17 protein-coding genes and 2 tRNA genes are annotated in these 21419 nt (G+C 69.3%); 7 read left to right on the forward strand and 12 right to left on the reverse strand.

Annotated features, from left to right (window positions below; translation table 11 throughout):
* Window positions 1–55: 55 nt before the first annotated feature.
* Complete coding sequence (locus ACFZDJ_RS05270; RefSeq protein WP_391056209.1) at window positions 56–1054, forward strand: hypothetical protein; 999 nt, start codon at window positions 56–58, stop codon at window positions 1052–1054.
* An 89-nt stretch (window positions 1055–1143) separates the two neighbouring features.
* Here ACFZDJ_RS05270 and clpX read toward each other — a convergent pair whose 3' ends face one another.
* From clpX to ACFZDJ_RS05295, 5 genes are all read right to left on the reverse strand, one after another.
* A complete protein-coding gene (gene clpX / locus ACFZDJ_RS05275; protein ID WP_390927316.1) occupies window positions 1144–2430 on the reverse strand; it encodes an ATP-dependent Clp protease ATP-binding subunit ClpX in 1287 nt (428 codons plus the stop codon).
* Window positions 2431–2601: 171 nt separating this feature from the next.
* Window positions 2602–3282, reverse strand: coding sequence for an ATP-dependent Clp protease proteolytic subunit (locus ACFZDJ_RS05280; protein WP_060897739.1), 681 nt, complete (start codon window positions 3280–3282; stop codon window positions 2602–2604).
* A 138-nt stretch (window positions 3283–3420) separates the two neighbouring features.
* Window positions 3421–4026 carry an ATP-dependent Clp protease proteolytic subunit gene (locus ACFZDJ_RS05285; protein ID WP_054231895.1) on the reverse strand — a complete coding sequence of 202 codons (606 nt, stop codon included), beginning with the start codon at window positions 4024–4026 and terminating at the stop codon, window positions 3421–3423.
* Between the two features lie 430 nt (window positions 4027–4456).
* A complete protein-coding gene (tig, locus tag ACFZDJ_RS05290; RefSeq protein ID WP_168508676.1) occupies window positions 4457–5863 on the reverse strand; it encodes a trigger factor in 1407 nt (468 codons plus the stop codon).
* A gap of 259 nt (window positions 5864–6122) precedes the next feature.
* Window positions 6123–6199, reverse strand: a tRNA-Pro gene (locus tag ACFZDJ_RS05295).
* A 152-nt stretch (window positions 6200–6351) separates the two neighbouring features.
* Here ACFZDJ_RS05295 and ACFZDJ_RS05300 point away from each other — a divergent pair.
* Window positions 6352–6425: transfer RNA gene (locus ACFZDJ_RS05300), tRNA-Gly, on the forward strand.
* A 267-nt stretch (window positions 6426–6692) separates the two neighbouring features.
* Here ACFZDJ_RS05300 and ACFZDJ_RS05305 read toward each other — a convergent pair.
* Entirely contained in the window at window positions 6693–6887 is a 195-nt protein-coding gene (locus tag ACFZDJ_RS05305; protein WP_054231893.1) for a hypothetical protein, read from the reverse strand.
* Between the two features lie 642 nt (window positions 6888–7529).
* Between ACFZDJ_RS05305 and ACFZDJ_RS05310 the strand changes: the two genes are divergently transcribed.
* Window positions 7530–8738 (forward strand): acyltransferase family protein, encoded by a 1209-nt coding sequence (locus tag ACFZDJ_RS05310; protein WP_391056212.1) that lies wholly within the window; start codon window positions 7530–7532, stop codon window positions 8736–8738.
* Between the two features lie 6 nt (window positions 8739–8744).
* On the opposite strand, the gene ACFZDJ_RS05315 is transcribed toward ACFZDJ_RS05310, so the two are convergent.
* Window positions 8745–9200 carry an HD domain-containing protein gene (locus tag ACFZDJ_RS05315; protein WP_248002918.1) on the reverse strand — a complete coding sequence of 152 codons (456 nt, stop codon included), beginning with the start codon at window positions 9198–9200 and terminating at the stop codon, window positions 8745–8747.
* Between the two features lie 191 nt (window positions 9201–9391).
* The gene (locus ACFZDJ_RS05320; protein WP_390927311.1) at window positions 9392–10564 is read right to left on the reverse strand and encodes a SpoIIE family protein phosphatase; all 1173 of its coding nucleotides are present in this window, start codon (window positions 10562–10564) and stop codon (window positions 9392–9394) included.
* 150 nt (window positions 10565–10714) lie between these two features.
* Between ACFZDJ_RS05320 and ACFZDJ_RS05325 the strand changes: the two genes are divergently transcribed.
* Complete coding sequence (locus ACFZDJ_RS05325) at window positions 10715–11944, forward strand: GNAT family N-acetyltransferase (RefSeq protein ID WP_391056215.1); 1230 nt, start codon at window positions 10715–10717, stop codon at window positions 11942–11944.
* A 25-nt stretch (window positions 11945–11969) separates the two neighbouring features.
* Here the strand turns inward: ACFZDJ_RS05325 and ACFZDJ_RS05330 are convergent, their stop codons facing one another.
* Together ACFZDJ_RS05330 and ACFZDJ_RS05335 are read right to left on the reverse strand one after the other, a co-directional pair.
* The gene (locus tag ACFZDJ_RS05330) at window positions 11970–12779 is read right to left on the reverse strand and encodes a DNA-formamidopyrimidine glycosylase family protein (protein ID WP_391056218.1); all 810 of its coding nucleotides are present in this window, start codon (window positions 12777–12779) and stop codon (window positions 11970–11972) included.
* A gap of 598 nt (window positions 12780–13377) precedes the next feature.
* Complete coding sequence (locus ACFZDJ_RS05335) at window positions 13378–13866, reverse strand: ribose-5-phosphate isomerase (protein WP_067370189.1); 489 nt, start codon at window positions 13864–13866, stop codon at window positions 13378–13380.
* 238 nt (window positions 13867–14104) lie between these two features.
* Between ACFZDJ_RS05335 and ACFZDJ_RS05340 the strand changes: the two genes are divergently transcribed.
* On the forward strand, window positions 14105–15598 hold the full coding sequence (locus ACFZDJ_RS05340) for an amino acid permease (protein ID WP_391056220.1): 1494 nt from the start codon (window positions 14105–14107) through the stop codon (window positions 15596–15598).
* 80 nt (window positions 15599–15678) lie between these two features.
* On the opposite strand, the gene ACFZDJ_RS05345 is transcribed toward ACFZDJ_RS05340, so the two are convergent.
* Window positions 15679–17775: a protein kinase gene (locus tag ACFZDJ_RS05345; RefSeq protein WP_391056223.1), complete on the reverse strand. Its 2097-nt coding sequence runs from the start codon at window positions 17773–17775 to the stop codon at window positions 15679–15681.
* 232 nt (window positions 17776–18007) lie between these two features.
* Between ACFZDJ_RS05345 and ACFZDJ_RS05350 the strand changes: the two genes are divergently transcribed.
* Window positions 18008–18733, forward strand: a complete 726-nt coding sequence (locus ACFZDJ_RS05350; RefSeq protein WP_391056226.1) for an LPXTG cell wall anchor domain-containing protein — start codon at window positions 18008–18010, stop codon at window positions 18731–18733.
* 197 nt (window positions 18734–18930) lie between these two features.
* Here the strand turns inward: ACFZDJ_RS05350 and ACFZDJ_RS05355 are convergent, their stop codons facing one another.
* Window positions 18931–19521: a biotin transporter BioY gene (locus tag ACFZDJ_RS05355; protein ID WP_101405161.1), complete on the reverse strand. Its 591-nt coding sequence runs from the start codon at window positions 19519–19521 to the stop codon at window positions 18931–18933.
* A gap of 611 nt (window positions 19522–20132) precedes the next feature.
* Here ACFZDJ_RS05355 and ACFZDJ_RS05360 point away from each other — a divergent pair.
* Window positions 20133–21338, forward strand: a complete 1206-nt coding sequence (locus ACFZDJ_RS05360) for an ROK family protein (protein WP_390927302.1) — start codon at window positions 20133–20135, stop codon at window positions 21336–21338.
* Window positions 21339–21419: the final 81 nt, after the last annotated feature.

Here is a 21419-nt window from a genome sequence, read left to right on the forward strand (position 1 = left end):
CAGGGGTTACGCCAGGATGTCAGGAACACATAAGCATCTGGAGGGGAACCCAGAGATGAGCTACAACCAGCCGGGCCCGTACGGTGGGCCGCCCCAGCAGCCCGGGCCGTACGGTCAGCCGGGGCAGCAGGGCCCCTACGGCCAGCCGCCGCAGGCACCCCAGCCCGGTTACGGCTATCCGCAGCAGGCTCCTCCGCAGCCCGGCTACGGCTACCCCCAGCAGGCTCCCCAGGGTGTCCCGCCGCAGACTCCCCCGTACGGTCAGCAGCCCGCGTACGGCCAGCAGCCCCCTTACGGGCAGCAGCCCCCCTACGGCCAGCAGCCCTACGGCGCCCCGCAGCCGCCCGCGCCCGGCGGCGGCAAGAAGAAGACGGCGATCGTCATCGGCTCGGTCGCGGTCGTCGCCGCGATCGCCGTGGCGGCGTATCTCGTCATCGGTGGTAGCAGCAGCGGAAGTGGTTCGGTCGCGGACGACGGCCCGCACAAGCTGACGACGCCCGCGACGGTCATCAACGGCACGTACAAGAAGTCCGACAGCTCCGGTGACACCCCCACGATGTCCGACAGCGACATCAAGGACTTCGAGAAGTGGGGCGTGAAGAACGCCAAGGACGCCGGCGCGGGCTACGCGAACGGCACGGGTCTGACCGCGAAGAACCTGTCCTTCAGCGGTGTGTACGGCACGATCGACGACCCGGAGGCCGTCGTCGACGCCATGTTCGCCAAGCTGAAGACGGAGTCCGAGAAGGACCAGAGCAAGGACAAGACCAAGGGCAAGCTGCTCGGCAGCCCGCAGGAGTTCACGCCCTCCGGCTTCAGCAACGGCATCCTGAAGTGCCAGGCGGCCGAGATCACGAACACCGACTCGTCGACCTCGACGGCCGGCGCTCCCAAGACCGTGAAGGTGCCTCTGTGCGTCTGGGGCGACCACAGCACGGTCGCCTCCGTCACCTCGGTCGACATCGCCGCCTTCCTCACCGGCAAGAGCGGCTCGCTGGACGACGCGGCCGCCACCGCCGCCAAGCTCCGCAACGACGTCCGCGTCAAGATCTGACCGCCCGCGTCAACCGCGAGCACAGCAACGGCGAAGGGGCCCCGGTCGGTTGACCGGGGCCCCTTCGCCGTACGTCCGTGCGGTGGCGGTTACGCCGTCTTCTGCTCGCCCGGGCCACGCCCGCGGGCGTCGCGCGGGATCAGCGTCGGGTTGACGTTGGACAGGACGACGTCCGCCGTGATGACGACCCTCGCCACGTCCTTGCGCGAGGGAACCTCGTACATCACCGCCTGGAGGACCTCCTCCATGATGGCGCGCAGGCCGCGCGCGCCGGTCTGGCGGAGGATCGCCTGGTCGGCGATGGCTTCCAGGGCCTCGCGCTCGAAGTCCAGCTCCACGCCGTCGAGTTCGAACAGGCGCTGGTACTGCTTCACGAGCGCGTTGCGCGGCTCCACGAGGATCTGGAGGAGCGCCGGCCGGTCGAGGTTGTGGACCGAGGTGATGACGGGCAGCCGGCCGATGAACTCGGGGATCATGCCGAACTTCACCAGGTCCTCGGGCATGACGGCCTCGAACTGGTCCTTGGACTCGAGCTCGCGCTTGGAGCGGATCGTCGCGCCGAAGCCGATGCCCTTGGCACCCGCCCTCGACTCGATGAGCTTCTCCAGGCCCGAGAAGGCGCCGCCCACGATGAACAGGACGTTCGTCGTGTCGATCTGGATGAACTCCTGGTGGGGGTGCTTGCGTCCGCCCTGGGGCGGAACGGAGGCCGTCGTGCCCTCCAGGATCTTGAGCAGCGCCTGCTGGACGCCCTCGCCGGACACGTCTCGCGTGATCGACGGGTTTTCGCTCTTACGGGCCACCTTGTCGATCTCGTCGATGTAGATGATGCCCGTCTCGGCCTTCTTGACGTCGTAGTCGGCCGCCTGGATGAGCTTCAGCAGGATGTTCTCGACGTCCTCGCCGACGTACCCCGCCTCCGTCAGCGCCGTCGCGTCGGCGATGGCGAACGGGACGTTGAGCATGCGCGCGAGCGTCTGGGCGAGCAGAGTCTTGCCGGAGCCCGTGGGGCCCAGCAGGAGGATGTTGGACTTCGCCAACTCGATGGCGTCGTCCCGGTTCTGACCGCCGCCGTTCTCACCGGCCTGGACCCGCTTGTAGTGGTTGTACACCGCGACCGAGAGGGCTTTCTTGGCCGACTCCTGGCCGACCACGTACCCCTCGAGGAACTCGTAGATCTCGCGGGGCTTCGGGAGCTCCTCCCAGCGGACCTCGCTCGTTTCCGCGAGTTCTTCTTCGATGATCTCGTTGCAGAGATCGATGCACTCGTCGCAGATGTACACACCGGGGCCTGCGATGAGCTTCTTGACCTGCTTCTGGCTCTTGCCACAGAACGAGCACTTGAGCAGATCGCCGCCGTCACCGATGCGTGCCACGGTGTGCTTCCCCTTCGCCTGGGAGACGCCTAGGTCCAGCGGCTCCTGGTGCTGCCTTATGTCCGACGGTACCTTGCCGAGCCCCCCGTTCGGGCCCCCCTTGGCGCGGTTCACTTTGTCGTGAACCACGCCAACGGGCGACAGACGAGCGGCAGACGATACAGCGATACGTCAGACGATCGCGGAACTGTTCATCTTGCGGGTGGAGATGATCTGGTCGATCAGGCCGTACGCGAGCGCGTCCTCAGCGGTGAGGATCTTGTCGCGCTCGATGTCCTCGCGGATCTTCTCGATCGGCGTGGTCGAGTGCTTGGCCAGCATGTCTTCCAGCTGCGCGCGCATCCGGAGGATCTCGTTCGCGGCGATTTCGAGGTCCGAGACCTGGCCGCGGCCGGTCTCGCTGTAGGGCTGGTGGATCAGCACGCGGGCGTTCGGAAGCGCCATGCGCTTGCCCGGCGTACCGGCGGCCAGCAGGATCGCGGCGGCCGAGGCGGCCTGACCCATGCAGACCGTCTGGATGTCGGGCTTCACGAACTGCATCGTGTCGTAAATGGCCGTGAGGGCCGTAAACGAGCCACCGGGGCTGTTGATGTAGACCGAGATGTCACGGTCGGGGTCCATCGACTCCAGGCACAGCAGCTGCGCCATGACGTCGTTGGCGGAGGCGTCGTCGATCTGCACGCCGAGGAAGATCACGCGCTCCTCGAACAGCTTCGCGTACGGGTCGTACTCACGCACGCCCTGCGAGGTGCGCTCGACGAAGCGCGGGATGACGTAGCGGGACTCCGCACGAGGACCGGTGTACTCGGCCTGCGTGCGGGCGTAGATGCCGCTGCCGGGGAAGTCGTTCACTGTGTCTCCTGAAGAGCCTGTAAGAGCCTGGGGCGGTCGGCTGGGGGCGCTGGAGGGCCGTCTGCGCCGCTCCGGGGCACTGGGTGTGCCCGGGAGCGACAGAGAGGCCACGCGCCGCCCTGGGGGGCGCTGAGGGGCTTACGACGCCCCGGTGCCGCCACCGCCCGGCATACCGGCAGCGGTGGGCACGATGTCGTCGATGAGGCCGTACTCCTTGGCCTCGATCGGGTCGAACCAACGGTCGCGGTCCGAGTCACGAGTGATCTGCTCGACCGTCTGACCGGTGTGGAAGGAGGTCAGCTCGGCCATCCGCTTCTTGGTGTGCAGCAGCCGCTCGGCGTGGATCTTGATGTCCGACGCGGAGCCCGCCAGGCCGGCCGAGGGCTGGTGGATCAGGATCTCGGCGTTCGGCAGGGCGAAGCGCTTGCCGGGGGTACCCGCGCTGAGCAGGAACTGCCCCATCGAGGCAGCCATGCCCATGGCGATCGTCACCACGTCGTTCTTGATGAACTGCATGGTGTCGTAGATCGCCATGCCGGCCGTGATCGATCCGCCGGGGCTGTTGATGTAGAGGTAGATGTCCTTGTCCGGGTCGGCGGCAAGGAGCAGCAGCTGCGCCGTGATCTTGTTGGCGATGTCATCGTCGACCGCCTGGCCGAGGAAGATGATCCGCTCGCCGAGCAGTCGGTTGTAGACCTGGTCGCCGAGGCCACCACCGAAGGGTTCGCCGGCAGCTGTGGGCATCAGATTCGTCACGTATCCACCTGCTCGTCTTACGACGGCGCCGGGCCGTCTCACGTCTTCTGCTGGGGGCGTGGGACCCCGGTGCGACAACCGCCCGGGGCGGCTTCGGGGACTCCCCTGCCCTCGTATTCATGGACCCTAACGCGCGGGTCCCTCCGGGGAATCCCGCAGAAGGAACTGTTCGCTGTGAGCGCATGCGCTCCGCTGGATTGGACAGGGGGTTTGGCGGGGCTGCGCCCCGTCGGGGGCGCGGGGAACTGTGCGATCCACCCCCGCAAAGCCGCGGTCGCGTCTGCCACGGGTGGTCCAACGGCGGGTGCGGCTTGTCGTGGGCTGAGCGCGCAGTTCCCCGCACCCCCAAAGGCCGACGGGCCCCCGGGGACAAGAAGTCCCCAGGGGCCCGTCATACAGCTGCTGAAGCGCCGTGGGCTTACGCCTCGGGCTTCTCCTCGGAAGCCTCGGCGGAGGCCTCGTCACCGTCGGTGACCTCGGCGACGACCTCGGTGGCCGACTCCGTCTCGTCCTCCTCGTCGTCGAGGTCGACGACCTCGCCGTTCGTGTCCTTGACCGTGGCGGCCTCGACGACGACCGCGAGGGCCTTGCCGCGGGCGACCTCGCCGACCAGCATCGGGACCTGGCCGCCTTCGACGACCGCCTGGGCGAACTGGTCGGGGGACATGCCGGAGGAGGCCGCACGCCGCATGAGGTGCTCGGTGAGCTCCTCCTGGTTGACGTTCAGCTTCTCCTTGTTGACGAGCTCGTCCAGGACGAACTGGGTCTTGATGCCCTTGATCGCCGCTTCCTTGGTCTCGGCGTCGAACTCCTCCTCGGTCTTGCCCTGGATCTCCAGGTACTTCGCGAGGTCGAGGCCCATCTGGCCGAGCTGGTGGTGCTCGAGGTTGTGCTTACGGGTGTTGATCTCGTCCTCGAGCAGCTTCTCGGGGACCGGGACCTCGACCAGCTCGAGCAGCTTCTCCAGGACACGCTCCTGGGCCTGCGTGGCCTGGTCGTACTGCTTCATGTTCTCGAGGCGCTTGCGGCTGTCCGCCTTGAGCTCGTCGAGGGTGTCGAACTCGGAGGCGAGCTGCGCGAAGTCGTCGTCCAGCTCGGGCAGTTCGCGCGCGGCGACCTGGGTGACCTTGACGGTGACCTCGGCCTCCTTGCCAGCCGCCGAGCCGCCCTTGAGCTCGGAGGCGAAGGTGGCCTCGCCACCGGCCTCCAGGCCCTTCACGGCCTCGTCGATGCCGTCCAGCAGCTCACCGGAGCCGATGGTGTAGGAGACGTCGGAGGCGACGCCGTCCTCCAGCACCTCTCCGTCGACCTTGGCCTCCAGGTCGATCGTGACGACGTCGCCGTCCTCGGCGGCGCGCTCGACCGGCGAGGTGGACGCGAAGCGCTCACGGAGCTCCTCGACGGCCTTCTCGACGTCCTCGTCGGCGACCTCGACGGCGTCGACCTCGACCTCGATGCCGGAGTAGTCCGGGATCTCGATGGTCGGGCGGACGTCGACCTCGGCGGTGAAGTTCAGCGTTTCGCCGTCCTTCAGCTCCGTGATGTCGACCTCGGGCTGGCCGAGGACGTTCAGCTCAGCCTCGTTGACCGCTTCGGTGTAGAACTTCGGGAGCGCGTCGTTGACGGCCTCTTCGAGCACGGCGCCGCGACCGAACCGCTGGTCGATGATGCGCGCCGGGATCTTGCCCTTCCGGAACCCCTTCACCGTGACCTGCTGGTTGATCTTCTTGTACGCCGCGTCGAGGCTGTCCTTGAGCTCCTCGAAGGGCACCTCAACAGTGAGCCGAACCCGAGTCGGGTTCAGGTTCTCCACGGCGCTCTTCACGGTTCGGTCTCCTTGTGGCTGACTTCTTGGGGGTACTGCTGCGGGGTTCTGCTGTTTGTTTCTGCCGAGATCGGGCAGAGCCTCAGCGGATTCGCGGCCCTTGAGAGACGTAACAGTGCAGACACACGGGCGCGCAACCTGCATAGTAACCGCAGGCGGTACACGCCCCAAAAGGCGATCTTGCGATCCCGGCCATCGGCCGTGGGGCGTCTGTTCTCTCGCCTGATCCGTGGCCTGACGTGTCGCCGGAACCGGCTGGTGGTCGGGGTGGCGGGATTTGAACCCACGGCCTTCCGCTCCCAAAGCGGACGCGCTACCAAGCTGCGCCACACCCCGTCGGTGCGACACGTAGGGTACATGCCCGGAGACAGCGCGGCTGCCGCATTTCACGAGCGCTTGTGGGGTCGCGGAACGGGGTGTGCGGGGATGGGGTGCGACCCGCTACGATGCCTCCTGTGCCGGGGTCACTGACCTGCGGCGCTCTCTGTGCGGGCGTAGCTCAATGGTAGAGCCCTAGTCTTCCAAACTAGCTACGCGGGTTCGATTCCCGTCGCCCGCTCCATACGGCTCAGGGCCGGGCCGGAGGATCACTCCTCCGGCCCGGCCCTGATCGTTTTCCCGGCCGGTCGGATCGCCGATCGTTTCGGCGGCCGGTCGGGATCGTCGATCGTTTTGTCGACCGGTCGGATCGTCGATCGTTTTCCCGGTCGGTCGGATCTCGGATCACTGATCAAGCCGGCATGGAGAGCGCGGTCGGCCCCGGGCGCGGCCGTCGGGGTCCGCGTCCACGAATGAGGGCGGGAAAGCGTCGGCCCGTCCCGCCCGGAGATCAGAAACTGATCGAGTTGATCGTCTGCGCTATCGAGTCGAGGAACCGTTGGATGGACGGAGCCATTCCGGTCGACGCGAGGAAGAAACCGAAGAGCACCGCGACGATGGCGGGCCCCGCCTTGATCGATCCCCCTCGGATCAGCACCACGAGGATGATCGCCAACAGCAGTACCACTGACAGCGAGATGGCCACAACTGATCACACCCTACGGTCGGTCCGCTCTCCCGGCCCGGGGGTGCAGCCCCGCACACCCCCGCCAGAACCATCGTGCCACCAACCCGGCCCCCGTATGCCGCAGGTGACACATCGTCGGTCGGGACCGCCGGGAAGCCGCCCGCCCCCACTGTACCGGGGCGGACCAACTGCGCGGCCCCGTACGGTAATTCGGCGGTGCCCCCGTATGGGAAATTCAGAGGGATCGTTGCCGTGTCCACACATCCCGTTCGCAGGAATTTCGAATTGTCGCCACAGGCGCGGCGAAGAAACCCCGAAGGGCACCCGGAAGATACCCCGAAGAGGCCGAAGATTGGACATTTCACCAGAGTCGCCCGCGAGTGTTATGCACCAATTAGTCATGACGAATACGGACAGAACGGCGCCACAACTGCCGTATGCAGTAAGGGGTAATCCTCGAATCCGGGGTACTCGAAACGTTACTCACGGACGAACTCACACGTGATAAGCAGGAATAACGCCAGGAGTTTTACGAAGACACACAGACAACGCTAGGGTGCCTCAGATGTTCCAAGCCGCCTCGTCCCCCGCAAGAGCAGCAAGGTCCTGGATCGTCTCCCCCGCTCCCTCCGCTCCCCGCGGTTCCTGGTGGGAGGGTCCGTGACGAACTCGCTCCACCCGAACGGGCCCCGTCGAACGCCGCTCCCCCCGGCAGAGCTGCCGGTGGAGGGAGTGCCGACCCCGCGCTCGGCCCCGAGCCGACCCTCCGACCGGACTTCGAAGCCGGCCGGCGCCACGGCCGCCACCGCCGCCGCCACGGCCACCCAGCCCGGCAAACCGCGTGACGCCTTCTTCGACAACGCCAAGTACCTGGCGATCGTGCTCGTGGCCATGGGTCACGCCTGGGAGCCGCTGAAGGGTCAAAGCCGCGTCCTCGAAGCCGCGTACATGGTCGTGTACGCCTTCCACATGCCGGCCTTCATCATCATCTCCGGCTACTTCTCCCGCAGTTTCGACATGCGCGCCGACCGACTGAAGCGGCTGGTCACCGGTGTCGCCGTGCCGTACGTCGTCTTCGAAGTGGCGTACGTCCTCTTCAAGCGCTGGGCCGACGACGATCCGTCGCTGCCGGTCAGCCTGCTCGACCCCTGGTTCCTCACCTGGTTCCTGTGCGCGCTGTTCATCTGGCGGCTGACGACGCCGCTGTGGAAGCTGGTCCGCTGGCCGCTTCCGCTCGCGCTCCTCGTGGCCATGCTCGCGACCACCTCACCGTCCATCGGTGACGACCTGGATCTGCAGCGGACGCTCCAGTTCCTGCCGTTCTTCGTGCTGGGCCTGTGCATGAAGCCCGAGCACTTCCAGCTGGTGCGCCGCCGCGAGGTGCGCATCCTGTCGGTGCCGGTGTTCGCCGCCGCGCTGGTCGTGAGCTGGTGGGCGGTACCGCGGATGAACCCGGGCTGGTTCTACCACCGCGACAGCGCCCAGGAGCTGGGTGTCCCCTGGTGGGTCGGCCCCGTGATGGTGCTCGCCCTCCTCGGCTGCTCGCTGGTGCTGACCGCGTGCTTCTTCGCCTGGGTGCCGCGCCGCAGGATGTGGTTCACGGCGCTCGGCGCGGGCACGCTGTACGGCTATCTGCTGCACGGTTTCCTGGTCAAGGGCGGCGACTACTGGGGCTGGTTCGACCACAAGTGGCTGCACCGGCCGCTCGGCGAGATCTTCGTGACCCTCGTCGCGGGCGTGGCCGTCACCCTGCTGTGCACGGCGCCGGTCCGGCGGGTCTTCCGCTTCGCGATGGAGCCCAGCATGGAGTGGGCGTTCAAGCGGGACGCCACGGAGCTGGCCCGCGAACGGGCCAGGACCCCGGCGTAGCCACCGTCAGCCCGGCGGCAGCCCCAGCAGCGCCCGCATCGCGGCGTACTTCTTCGTCAGCCGCGCGCGGGTGTGCTCGTCGAGGACCGCGAGCCGGGCCGGATCGGCGTTGTGTGCCAGGTCCGAGGCCTTGACCACGAGAGCTCCCGGAGTCGTCCGAATGCGTTTCGCGTACGACTCCGGGGGCTCTCCCTCGCGTTTGGTCAGTGCCAGCACGATGTCCTTCGTCCGCCCGGTCAGCGCGGCCTCGCGCAGCCAGTCCTCGGAGAGCACGTCGTCCTCGACGGCGTCGTGCAGCCAGGCCGCCGCGATCTGCTCGTCGTCGCCCCCGCGCTCACGGACCCCGTCCACGACTGCCTGCAGGTGCTCGGCGTACGGCCGCCCCGCCTTGTCGGTCTGGGCGGCGTGCGCCGTACGGGCGAGGGCCTCTATTTCAGCCAGGGTCAGGAGAGTCTGCGTCACTCCTCCAGTGTCTCCCGCCGCGGCGCCGCGCGGGCGGGGACGGTGACCGCCATCAGACCGAGCATGACAACCACCCCGGCGAAGGACCCGCACAAAAGGGGCGGGATGTACGGTCCGTGCCCGGGTGCGGGAATTGCGTGACCAGTCCCCACCGGCCCGCAGCAAGCCCGCGGCCGAACCCAGGGCCGTCGTCAGCGGGTTGCCGTGGGGCCCTCTCGGCAGATCAGGAGGAGGGCACGGTCGTCGTTGACGTCCTTGGCGACCGCCTCGATGAGGTGCCACGCGGCGCCGTGGAAGCCACCCGCGACATAGCGGTCGGCCTCGCCGGTGAGGCGGTCGATGCCCTCGACGATGTCACGGTCGGAGGTTTCCACCAGACCGTCCGTGAAGAGCATCAGGACGTCCCCGGGCCGCAGGGAACCCTTGACGGGGTCGAACTGGGCACCGTCGTAGACCCCGAGGAGCGGACCCTCCGCGGCCTTCTCCTCCCAGCGCCCGCTGCCCGCGCTGAGCTGAAGGCCCGGCGGGTGCCCGGCGGAGAAGAGTTCGTAGTCGCCGGAGTCCAGGTCCAGGACCAGGTGGATCGACGTGGCGAAGCCCTCGTCCCAGTCCTGGCGCAGGAGGTAACCGTTCGCGGCGGTGAGGAAGGCGTGGGGTGGGAGCGATCCCAGGAGGCCGCCGAAGGCCCCGGAGAGGAGCAGGGCACGCGACCCCGCATCCATACCTTTTCCGGACACATCCGTCAGGACGACTTCGAGGGTTCGGCCGCCGTTCGTACGTGCGGCCACGACGAAGTCCCCCGAGAACGACTGACCGCCCGCCGGGCGCAGCGCCATCTCCCGGTGCCAGCCCAACGGCAGACTCGGCAGTTTGCTCTGCACCCGGATGCGTTCGCGCAGGTCGAAGAGCATGGTGCCGCCGCGCCGCCAGGGCACGCCGACCCGGCTGCGGAACTGGGCGATCAGCAGGCCGAAGAAGCCGCAGGCCGCGACCACCAGGACCACGCCCGGGGTGACTCGGGAGGGACCCTCGGTGTACGGGCCCAGCTTCACGGACTCCACTATCAGCGCGGTGGCGGCGGCCGCGTACAGGCCGAGCAGGCTGGCGGGGCGCAGCAGGAGGCCGCCCGCCACGATCGGCAGGACCAGCGCGGCCGGGGAGCACCAGACCGAGTTCATCAGTGTCGTGGCCGCGATCACGGGGATGGTCAGCAGCAGACCGGCCAGTGCGATCCAGTCCGAACCGTCACCGCGGAAGTAGTCGACGGCGGATCTGCGCACGCCAATGCGAGCCCGGTGCCACTGCTTCTTCAACCGGGCCGTGAACGTCTCGGCTTCGGCGCGCCGCTCTCGTCCTGCTGCCATTAGTTCGGGACCCTATCCATCGGACCAGGTGCTTGGCACGGGAGGTCCCACTTGTCCCCCGTCCGAGCGCTCAACATCACAGTGAACGGCGCCTCCGGAGGTGGGGGAAATTCCCTCGCTCGTACCGCATTGCCCTGGTAGGCATGGCGTATGACGACTGACTTGCGGGTGCTGCGGCAGCCCGAGTGGAACACGTGGTACGACAACCTGGTCCGCGCGTTCGGGGGCGTACCGGAGTCGTCCGAGGAGCGCGAGGTGATGAACGCGCTCACAGAGTACGACCGTTTCCTGGGGATCTGGGACGCCGACCAGTGTGTGGGCACCGCGGGGGCGTTCTCCTTCCGGGTCACCGTCCCCGGCGGCACCTCCGTACCGGCCGCGGGCATCACGATGGTGAGCGTCGCGGCCACCCACCGGCGGCGCGGGCTGCTCACGTCGATGATGCGGCGGCAGCTGGACGACATCCGCTCATGGGGCGAACCGCTGGCCGTGCTGACCGCGTCGGAGCCGGTGATCTACGGCCGGTTCGGCTACGGCATCGCGACCCACCAGTACAACGTCGAGATCGACACGACCCGGGTACGACTGTCCGTACCGCCCGGCACCGATGACGTACGTCTGCGGTACGCCGCGCCGACCGACGTACTCGACGCCTGCGAGACGGTGTACGCGCGGCTGGTCCCGGGCCGGCCCGGCATGCTGGCGCGGCGGCCCGGCTGGGACCGGGCGATGTTGCTCGACCCGGAGAGCGAGCGGGACGGGGCGTCTCCGTTGCAGTGCGTGGTCGCCGAGCGGGACGACGAGGTCGTGGGCTACGCCCGGTACCGGATCAAGCAGGACGGCGACCACCGCGGGGCCGGGTTCACCGTCCGCCTCGACCAACTGGAGGCGCTCGACCCGGCAGCGCACGCGGCGCTGTGGCGGTTCCTCTTCGAGATCGACCTGACGTCCACGGTGCACGCCTACGGTCGCCCCGTCGACGAGGCGTGGCAGTACATGGTGTCCGACATCCGCCGCTGCGCGGTGCGGATGCGGGACGCGTTGCACGTGCGGCTCGTGGATGTCGGCGCCGCGCTGGAGGCGCGGACGTATCAGGCGCCGGTGGACGTGGTGTTCGAGGTGGAGGACGTGTTCTGCCCCTGGAACGAGGGGCGTTGGCGGCTCACCGGGGACACCAAGGGCGCGACCTGTGTGCGTACGTCGGACGCCGCCGATCTCGCGCTGTCCGTACGGGAGTTGGGGGCGGCGTATCTCGGCGGGGTGTCCCTGGCCTCGCTCGCGGCGGCGGGGCGGGTGCGGGAGCTGCGGCAGGGCGCGGTCGCGGAGGCCTCGGTGGGCTTCTCGTCGGCGGTCGCGCCCTGGTTGCCGCACGGGTTCTAGCCCCCCGAGGGGGTCCGAACCCGGTTCAGCGGTTCTGGCAGGTCGGGCACCAGAAGAGGTTGCGGGCGGCGAGATCGGCGGTGCGGATCTCGCCGCCACAGATGTGGCAGGGCAGGTTGGCCCTGCGGTACACGTACACCTCGCCGCCGTGGTCGTCCACGCGCGGTGGGCGGCCCATGGCCTCCGGGGTGTGTTCCGGGCGGACGGTGTCGATGCGGTTGTTGCGGACGCCCTCGCGCATGAGTGCCACCAGGTCCGTCCAGATCGCGTCCCACTGCGTCGAGGTGATGCCCTTCCCCGTGCGGTACGGATCGATGCCGTGCCGGAAGAGGACTTCTGCGCGGTAGACGTTCCCGACGCCCGCGATGATCTTCTGGTCCATGAGGAGCGCGGCGATCGTCGTACGGCTGCGGGAGACGCGGCGGTACGCCGTCGACGGGTCCGCGTCGGCGCGGAGGGGGTCCGGGCCGAGGCGGGCGTGTATCGCCTGCTTCTCGTCGTCCGTGATCAGGGCGCAGGTGGTGGGGCCGCGGAGGTCGACGTACGACGTGGCGTTCGCGAGGCGGAGGCGGACCGTGTCGGTGGGGGGCGGGGCGGGGGCGTCGCCGAAGTTCACCTTGCCGAAGAGGCCGAGGTGGATGTGGACCCAGTCGGCGGCGCGGAAGGCGAGGAAGAGGTGTTTGCCGTGGGCGTCGGCGTGTTCGAGGGGGGTGCCGTCGAGGAGGGCGGCGGCGTCGGTGAACTTGCCCTGGGGGCTGGTGACGCGGGTGGGCCCGCCTGCGAACCTGGCCTCGTAGTCCTCGGCCAGCCGGTGAATCGTGTGCCCCTCGGGCACGGGGTCCTCCTCGTGCAGCAGTGTCTTCTACGGCGTCGACGGCTCGGGGGGTGTCTCGCCCCCGCCGCCCCTACCCGTCCCATCCCCAGGGGCTCCGCCCCTTCAACCCCACTGGGGGCTACGCCCCCTGGACCCCGCGGGGCTCCGCCCCTGCACCCCACCGGGGGCACGCCCCCGAACCCGTCGCGGGGCTGCCGCCCCTTCAACCCCACCAGGGGCTACGCCCCCTGGACCCACGCAGGGCTCCGCCCCGGACCTCCCGCATCGGCCTGAACGGCCTCGTCCTCAGACGCCGGACGGGCTGGAGATGCGGGCCGGGGTGGGTGGGCTTGTCCTCTGGCGTCGGCCGGGGTGGGGGCTTTTAGGGGCGCGGGGAACTGCGCGACCAGCCCCCGCTCACCCGCGGTCGAAGAACTCCGCGCGGCCGGGGGTTCGGGGCGCAGCCCCGAACCCTTGGGGGCGCGGGGAACTGCGCGAGCAACCCCCGCTCACCCGCAGTCGAAGAACTCCGCGCGGCCGGGGGTTCGGGGCGCAGCCCCGATCCCTTGGGGGCGCGGGGAACTGCGCGACCAGCCCCCACTCACCCGCAGCCGAGGACTCAGGCCTGCTGGGGGTGGTGGGGTGGGACGGGCGGGAGGTCGCCGGTCTTCTCGTAGGCCGAGAGCATGTCGATGCGGCGGATGTGGCGCTCGTCACCGGAGAAGGGCGTGGAGAGGAACACCTCCACGAACTTCGTCGCCTCCTCCTCGGAGTGCATACGCGCACCCACCGCCACCACGTTGGCGTTGTTGTGCTGACGGCCCAGCGACGCCGTCTCCTCGCTCCAGGCGAGCGCGGCACGGACCCCGTCCACCTTGTTCGCCGCGATCTGCTCCCCGTTGCCGGAGCCGCCGATCACGATGCCGAGGGCCTCGGGGTCGGCCGCCGTACGCTCCGCCGCGCGGAGACAGAACGGCGGGTAGTCGTCCTGGGCGTCGTAGATGAGGGGCCCGCAGTCGACGGGCTCGTGCCCGGCGGCCTTGAGCCACTCGACGAGGTGGTTCTTGAGTTCGAAACCGGCATGATCGGAGCCGAGATACACGCGCATGGTCCGAGTGTGACACGGCTGTTTCGGATCGGCCTCGCCGGGTGCCGCCAGCAAAAACTGTGAGCAAGGCTACAAACCTCAAGGAAACCTCAAGTAACGATCTGGATTCAAAGGTTCACGAATTCCTTTGCCTCCGATTCACTGGACCGGCTCGTTACAGGGTCCCTACAAGGACTCGCTCGGGTCCGTACACCGCTCGTACGGAAATCTGCTCACCCGGCGCAAAGGAATCCCCCTCATGACCTCGCAGCCGACCCCCACAAAGGCCGTAAGCGGCCACGGAGGCCCCGGAGAACCCGGTTCAGGCCTCCAGGCCGGACTCAAGAACCGGCATCTGACCATGATCGCCATCGGTGGCGTCATCGGAGCCGGCCTCTTCGTGGGCTCCAGCTCCGGTATCGCCACCGCGGGCCCCGGAATCCTCCTCTCCTACGCCCTCGTCGGCACGCTCGTGGTGCTGGTGATGCGGATGCTGGGCGAGATGTCCGCCGCGAACCCGACCTCCGGTTCGTTCTCCGCGCACGCGGACCGCGCGCTCGGGCGCTGGGCCGGTTTCTCGATCGGCTGGCTGTACTGGTTCTTCTGGGTGGTCGTGCTCGCCGTCGAGGCGACCGCGGGAGCCAAGATCCTCGAAAGCTGGATGCCCGGCGTACCGCAGTGGGGCTGGGCGCTCATCGTGATGGTCGTGCTCACCGCGACCAACCTGGTCTCCGTCGGCTCCTACGGTGAGTTCGAGTTCTGGTTCGCCGGGATCAAGGTCGTGGCGATCGGCGCGTTCATCATCGTCGGCGCGCTCGCGATCTTCGGCGTGCTGCCGGGTGTCGACGCCCCGAAGGCCGGCCTGGGGAATCTGACCGACCACGGCGGCTTCCTGCCGCACGGGCCCGGCGCGATCCTCACCGGTGTGCTCCTGGTCGTCTTCTCCTTCATGGGCAGCGAGATCGCGACCCTCGCCGCCGGTGAGTCCGAGGACCCGCAGCGGGCCGTCACCAAGTCCACCAACAGCATCATCTGGCGCATCGGCGTCTTCTACCTGGGCTCGATCCTCGTCGTCGTGTCCCTGCTGCCGTGGAACGACCCCTCCATCAAGGACAAGGGCTCCTACGTCGCCGCCCTCGACTCGCTCGGCATCGCGCACGCCGGTGAGATCATGAACTTCATCGTGCTGACCTCCGTGCTGTCCTGCCTGAACTCCGGGCTCTACACGGCCTCCCGGATGGCGTTCTCGCTCGGCGAGCGCGGCGACGCGCCCAAGGTGTTCGCGAAGACCACCTCGCGCGGTGTGCCGATGGCCGCGATCGTCGTCTCGGTCGTCTTCGGCTTCGTCGCCGTCTTCTTCAACTACAAGTTCCCGGACTCGGTCTTCCTCTTCCTCGTCAACTCCTCCGGCGCGGTCGCCCTGTTCGTCTGGCTGGTCATCTGCTTCTCGCAGCTGCGGATGCGGAAGATCATCCAGCGCGAGTCGCCGGAGAAGCTGGTCGTGAAGATGTGGCTGTACCCCTACCTGACCTGGGCGACGGCCGCACTGATCGTCTTCGTCCTCGGCTACATGCTGACCGACACGGAACACGACGGACGCGAGACCGTACTGCTGTCGCTGCTCGTCGCCGCGATCGTGCTCGCGATCGCCTTCGTGAAGCAGAAGCTCGGCGGCTCCGCGGCGACCGAGCCCGCGGGCGTCAGCGCGCCGGTGGGCGCCGGGGAGCCGGTCGACGCCACGTCGGAGGCCTGAGCACCCGGACGCCGAATCCGGCGGAATCGGTAACGGGGAGGGGCCCGGCGGCAGCTGCCGCCGGGCCCCTCCCCGTCTGTTCACAGGGGCGTGAAGCTCTTTTTGACCTCGTCGTAGACGGGGAGCGCGGTCGCCTCGATGTCGGGGTGGTACCAGGTGCTGATCTCGTACGACGTGCCGCCGGAGCGGAAACCGAGCAGTCGGACGTGCCAGAGCCGGCCCTTGGCCGTGACGGTGTACTCCCAGACGACCGCGGGCGCGCCGCGGAACGTGGTGCGCTCCAGTCGGATCCGGCGGTAGTTCAGGCCCTTGCTGGTGCCCACCTCCGCCTGCTGCCACTGCGCCAGCAGGTCACCCCGGGCCGGGGTCGCGTTGGCCACGATCTCCTGCGCACGGTCGGGCGAGGTGTAGTGCACCTCGGAACCGCTCTCCGCCACCCGCTGCCAGCCCTGCGGCGGCACCCACGCGTACAGCCCGGCCTCCTTCCGGGCGCCCGCCGGCAGGCTCGGCGGGCGTGACGTGCCGTCGACGGTGGGGGGTGGGGAAGAGGGGTCGGTGGATGAGGTCTGCGCGGAGTTCGGTGACGTCGACGAGGCCGATGGTGAGGTGGAGGTCGAGGTGGAGGTGGAGGTGGACGCGCCGGTCGTGTCGTGGGAGGAGCCGCCGGTCTGCGTCATGACGAGCCCGACGACGGTTCCCACGATCACCACGCCACCTGCCGCCGCCAGGCCCATCCGGCGCCGGCCCCGGCGTGGGACGGAGGGCACGGCGGGGCCGGGGAGTTCGCCCGGCGGCATGACCACCGCGCGGGAGACCGTGGTGTGCGTGGCGAGGGAGCGGGGTTCGGGAAGCGGCGGGGGTGCGCTGGGCTCGGGGGCGGCTTTGGGGACGGGGGCGGGTGTGAAGACGGGGGCGGGTGTGGGCGTGGGCGTGGCCTCAGGGGCTGGTGTGGGCGTGGGTTCGAGGGCGGGCGTTGGATCGGGCGTGGGTTCGGGCGTTGGATCGGGTGTGGGTTCGGGCGTTGGATCGGGTGTGGGGGCGGGCTCCGGGATGGCGTCCTGTACGGGGTCCGGCTCGGAGTCCGGTTCCGGGGTCGGTTCGGGGTCCCGCTGGGGCGGGGGGTGGTGCGCGGCGCGTATGAGGCTCACGTCCAGGAGCGCGCGTGTGGGCGACTCCTGGTGGAACGGGGGGACGGGGGGCGGCACGGATTCCGGTGTCTCCGGTGTCTCCGGCATCTTCGGCGCGTCCGGAGCCTCAACCGCCCCTCCCACCACTGACGTCTCGGATGCCTCTGGTACCTCCGGCGCCTCCCGCGTCTCTGCCGCTTCCGGTGTCTCCCGTGCCCCTGGCGCTTCCGGTGATTCCGGTGTTCCCGCCGCTGGTTCGGGTACGGGCCCCGCTTCCGGGGATTCGGTCTCTTCCGGTCGGGGGAACGCGATCGGGCGCAGCGCCGTCTCCAGCTCCTCCAGACCCGGTCGGGTCGACGGCTCCTTCTCCAGCAGGGCGGCCAGGATCTCCCCCAAGTCACCGGCTGTGGCGGGGAGTTCGGGCTCCTCGTACAGGACCGCGTGCAAGGTCGCCAGGGTGGTCGAACGGGAGAACGGAGAGCGGCCGCCGAGTGCCGCGCAGAGCGTCGCGCCCAGGGACCAGACGTCGGACGGCGGGCCCTGGGGGCGTCCGGAGACACGCTCGGGTGCCATGTAGTCCGGGGAGCCGACCAGCATCCCGACCATGGTGAGCGCCTCCGCGTCCTGGAGCGCGGCGATGCCGAAGTCGGTGAGGACGACACGATGGCCCCGCCGCTCGACCAGGACGTTGCCCGGCTTGATGTCCCGGTGCAGTACTCCCCCGGCGTGCACCTGGCGCAGCGCCGCGACCAGTTCGAGCCCGATACGGGCCGCGGCGGGCGGGTCGAGCGGTCCGTCCTCGACCACGAGCTGTTCGAGGGAGCGGCCGGCGACGAGTTCCATGACGATCCACAGCCGCTCGCCCTCGTCCACGACGTCGTAGATGCGCACGACATTGGGATGATCGATCCGGGCCGTGGCCCTGGCTTCGCGCAGGGTGCGTTCGCGGCGGGTTCGGGTGTCCTCCGGGTCGAGTCCATCGATCCGCATTTCCTTGACGGCGACCTGCCGGTCGAGCATTTCGTCGGTGGCTCGCCACACCCGCCCCATTCCCCCCTGGCCAATACTCTCGGCCAGCCGATATCGACCCGTCACCAATAATCCCGGAACACCGCCACTCGTATTCCCCGTCAAACCCCTGCACCCCCTCAACACCCGCCACAATCGTCCGCCACAGCAGAAACACAATGGTCACACTTCATGCCGTACCAGCATAGTGCGGAGAAATCTTGTGGTACCTCTTCAAGTACTGCGAATTCAGGCGCAGCCAAGGGGGGCGAACATGAGTTCTCGTCACACGACGACCATCGCGGGATCGCTGCTCACGGCATCTTTCTCGGCCGTGATGATCCTTTCCTTCACCGCCGTCGCGGACGACCAGGGACCGGGGAGCAGCAAGGGGGGAAAGGCCGTGGACCCGGCACCGGCGGGCGTGAAGCTGACCACGTTGCTGCCCGAGAAGATCTCGGTGGACAACAGCACGCACGAAACGGCGCTGACCGCCACGGTGAAGAATGAGGGAACCAAGGACAGCGGAAAGATCCGGCTATTGGTGGTCGGATTCGACGGCCTACAGGTCAAGAGCGTCAAAGGTTGTTCCGCCATGGCGGACAAGGATCTGCCCAAGGGTTCGAACAGTGGATTCGTGTGCGATGTCGGCAATCTCGCGGCCGGAAAGTCGCAGTCGTACGCCGTCGCCGCGACCTTCGATCTGAGCAAGACCGGGAAGATCTGCCTGCCGGTGCAGGACAGCGACGGAAAGAAGACGTTCTGGCAGCAGGGCCCGGTGCCGTTCGGTACGACGAACCCGTCGCCGAACGCCCCGGCCACTCCGCTGCTGCTCGACACCGAGAACAAGCCGGTGACACCCGGCGGCGACCAGTTGCCCAAGACCGGCGCCGGGAGTGACCTTCTGCCGCTCGGCGCGGCGGGGGCGGCGCTCGTCTCCGTCGGGGCGGCGGGGATGTGGTGGGCCCAGCGGCGGCCTCGCCGGCAGCCGCAGTCGTGACCGGGTGGGCCGGGACGCCGTGTGCGCGGCGTCCTGGCCCGCCTTCTGTTTCTGCGCACGCACACGTACTGCGGGGACAGCGCGGTGCGGCTGTACGGGCCCGGAACGCGCAAGAGGCTCGCCGGGTCGGAGTCGGAGTACGACCCGGCGAGCCTCTTTTGAGGGGACTGCGAACCTCTTCCGAGGGGGCTACGGCCTCAGCGGTTGAGGAACTTCCAGGCGGTCGGCAGGACGCCCATCGCCAGCGCCGCCTTCAGGGCGTCGCCGATCAGGAACGGGGTGAACCCCGCCGCGAGGGTCGCGCTCAGCGACATGCCGGTGGCGGCGGCCAGGTACGGGAGGCCGACCGCGTAGATGATCGCCTCGCCCAGCAGCATCGTGCCCGCCGTGCGCAGGAACGAGCGGTCGGCGCCGCGGCGGGCGAGGGCGCCCACGGCGGCGGAGGCGAGCATCATGCCCAGGATGTAGCCGAGGGACGGGGCGGCGGTGCCGGAGCCGCCGTCGGCGAACCACGGCATGCCGGCCATGCCGACGAGGGCGTAGAGCGCGAGCGAGAGGAAGCCGCGGCCCGCGCCGAGGGCCGTGCCGACGAGGAGGGCGGCGAAGGTCTGGCCGGTCACCGGGACCGGGGAGCCGGGCACGGGCAGGGAGATCTGGGCGGCGAGACCGGTGAGGGCGGCTCCGCCCAGTACGAGGGTGATGTCCCTGACGCGGGAGGCCGGGAGCAGGTCGGCGAGGACCTCGCCGGGGCGGATGCCTTGGCGGGGGGTGGCGGCAGCGGTGCTCATGGGGACTCCGGCGGGTGACGGGGGGGTCGGGACACGGTGACGCTATCCCAGGGGGGCGGGTGGATCACCGTGTGCGATCGACAAAGCGGGGATCCCGGGCTTGGTGGAGCCCTTACAAAGGAGGCCGCATACACCTATCGGGGCGTGATGCTGGTCACTGAGGTGGGATGGTTTTGTCCATGGGGAGGTTCGCGCGCGGGCTGTAGGGTCCCACCAATTCCCCCCCCCCCGCCGCCCCTACCCGTCCCATCGCTCTGGGCTCCGCCCCAGACCCCGTCGGGCGTCTTCGTCCGGCTGCGGCCCGGTGGAGGCCGTTCGCGCAGTTCCCCGCGCCCCTGAAGGCCTCGACTCGGCCGGGGTTCGGAGGCGTAGGCCGATGCGGGGAGCCGGCGGCGCACCCCCGGTGGGGACGAGGGATGGGGGCCCTGGCCGGAATCGGGGGTAAGACCTACCCTTCAGGGCATGGTTGCCCAGGCCGAGAACTTCGCGTCGCGTCGCTATGTCGACCTGCGACGCCAGGGCACCGCCACCTGTCGCCCCGGGTAGGGCGGGCGGAGCGCATCCGGCTCGCCGAGACGCGACCGTTTCGGACACGCTCCCTAGGAAGCGCCATGCCTCGTACCTCCCTGGCCCCCGCCCCGCCCACGACACCCCACCGCGCCGCCGTCGGCGACCGCCGCCGCACCAGCGCCAGCGTCATCCTGCGCTCCGTCCTGGAACACGGCCCGGTCGCGCGCAGCACCGTCGCCCGACTGACCGGCCTCTCCCCCGCCTCGGTGACCGACTACTGCGCCCGGTTCACCGCGCTCGGCCTGATCCGGGAGGCTCCGGCGCCCCGGCAGTCGAACGGCGTCGGACGTCCCCACGTCCCCGTCCACCTGGACGACTCCCGGTTCGTGGTCGGCGGAGTCCACGTGGCCGTGCCGTACACCACCGTCGCCCTGCTCGATCTGCGCGGCCGGGTCGTCATGGAGCGACGGCTCGCCCACGACGGCGGCACGGAGCCCGGCCGCATACTCGCGAACGCCGCCGCAGGGCTGGCCGCCCTGCTCACCGACCACCCCGGCCGCACCCCCCTCGGCATCGGTGTCGCGGCCGGCGGCTGGGTGGACCGCGACTCCGGGACGATCGTGGAGCACGCACTGCTCGGCTGGCGTGACGTCGACGTCCGGGACGCGCTCGGCGCGCAGACCGGGCTGCCGGTCCACGTGGACGGGCACGCACGGGCGTTGGTCAACGCGGAGCGGCTGTTCGGGCGGGCGCGCGGCAGCCGCAGCGTGCTGCACCTGTTCGTCGGCAACGTGGTGGACGCCGCCTTCGCCACCCACGACGAGGTGCACCACGGTCCCCGCTCCCAGGCCGGGGCGATCGCCCATCTGCCGTTGCCGGGCGGCTCGGAGCGGTGCGACTGCGGCCGGACCGGCTGCCTTCAGGCCGAGTTGAGCGAGCGGACGCTGTGCCGGCGGGCGCGGGAGGCGGGCGTCATCACCGTCGCCGACCCGATGCATGTGGTCGGCGCCGCGGCCGACGGCGATCCCGTCGCCGTACGTCTGCTGCTGGAGCGGGCGCGGACGGTCGGGCGGGCGGCCCGGCTGCTGCTGGACGTGCTCAACCCGGACACGGTCGTCGTCGCGGAGGTCGGGACCGTGTATCGGGAGGACTGCCTCGGGGCGCTGCGCGCGGAGGTGGGGGCGGACCGGGCTGCTTCGGTCCTGCCGACCAGTTTCCCGGAATCCGTGCTCGCGGTGGCGGGTGGATCCGTGGCACTCGACGTGGTGTACCGGGATCCGCTGAGCCTGTCACCGGGGACGAATTAATTCAGAAACTCGGAATGTTGACAGCGGTCGTACGAGGACAGGAGCATCCTCCTCATGAGCAGCTCGCGGGTGCAGGTTCCG

Source organism: Streptomyces sp. NPDC007896 (assembly GCF_042959425.1).
In the GTDB taxonomy this organism is placed as follows: domain Bacteria; phylum Actinomycetota; class Actinomycetes; order Streptomycetales; family Streptomycetaceae; genus Streptomyces.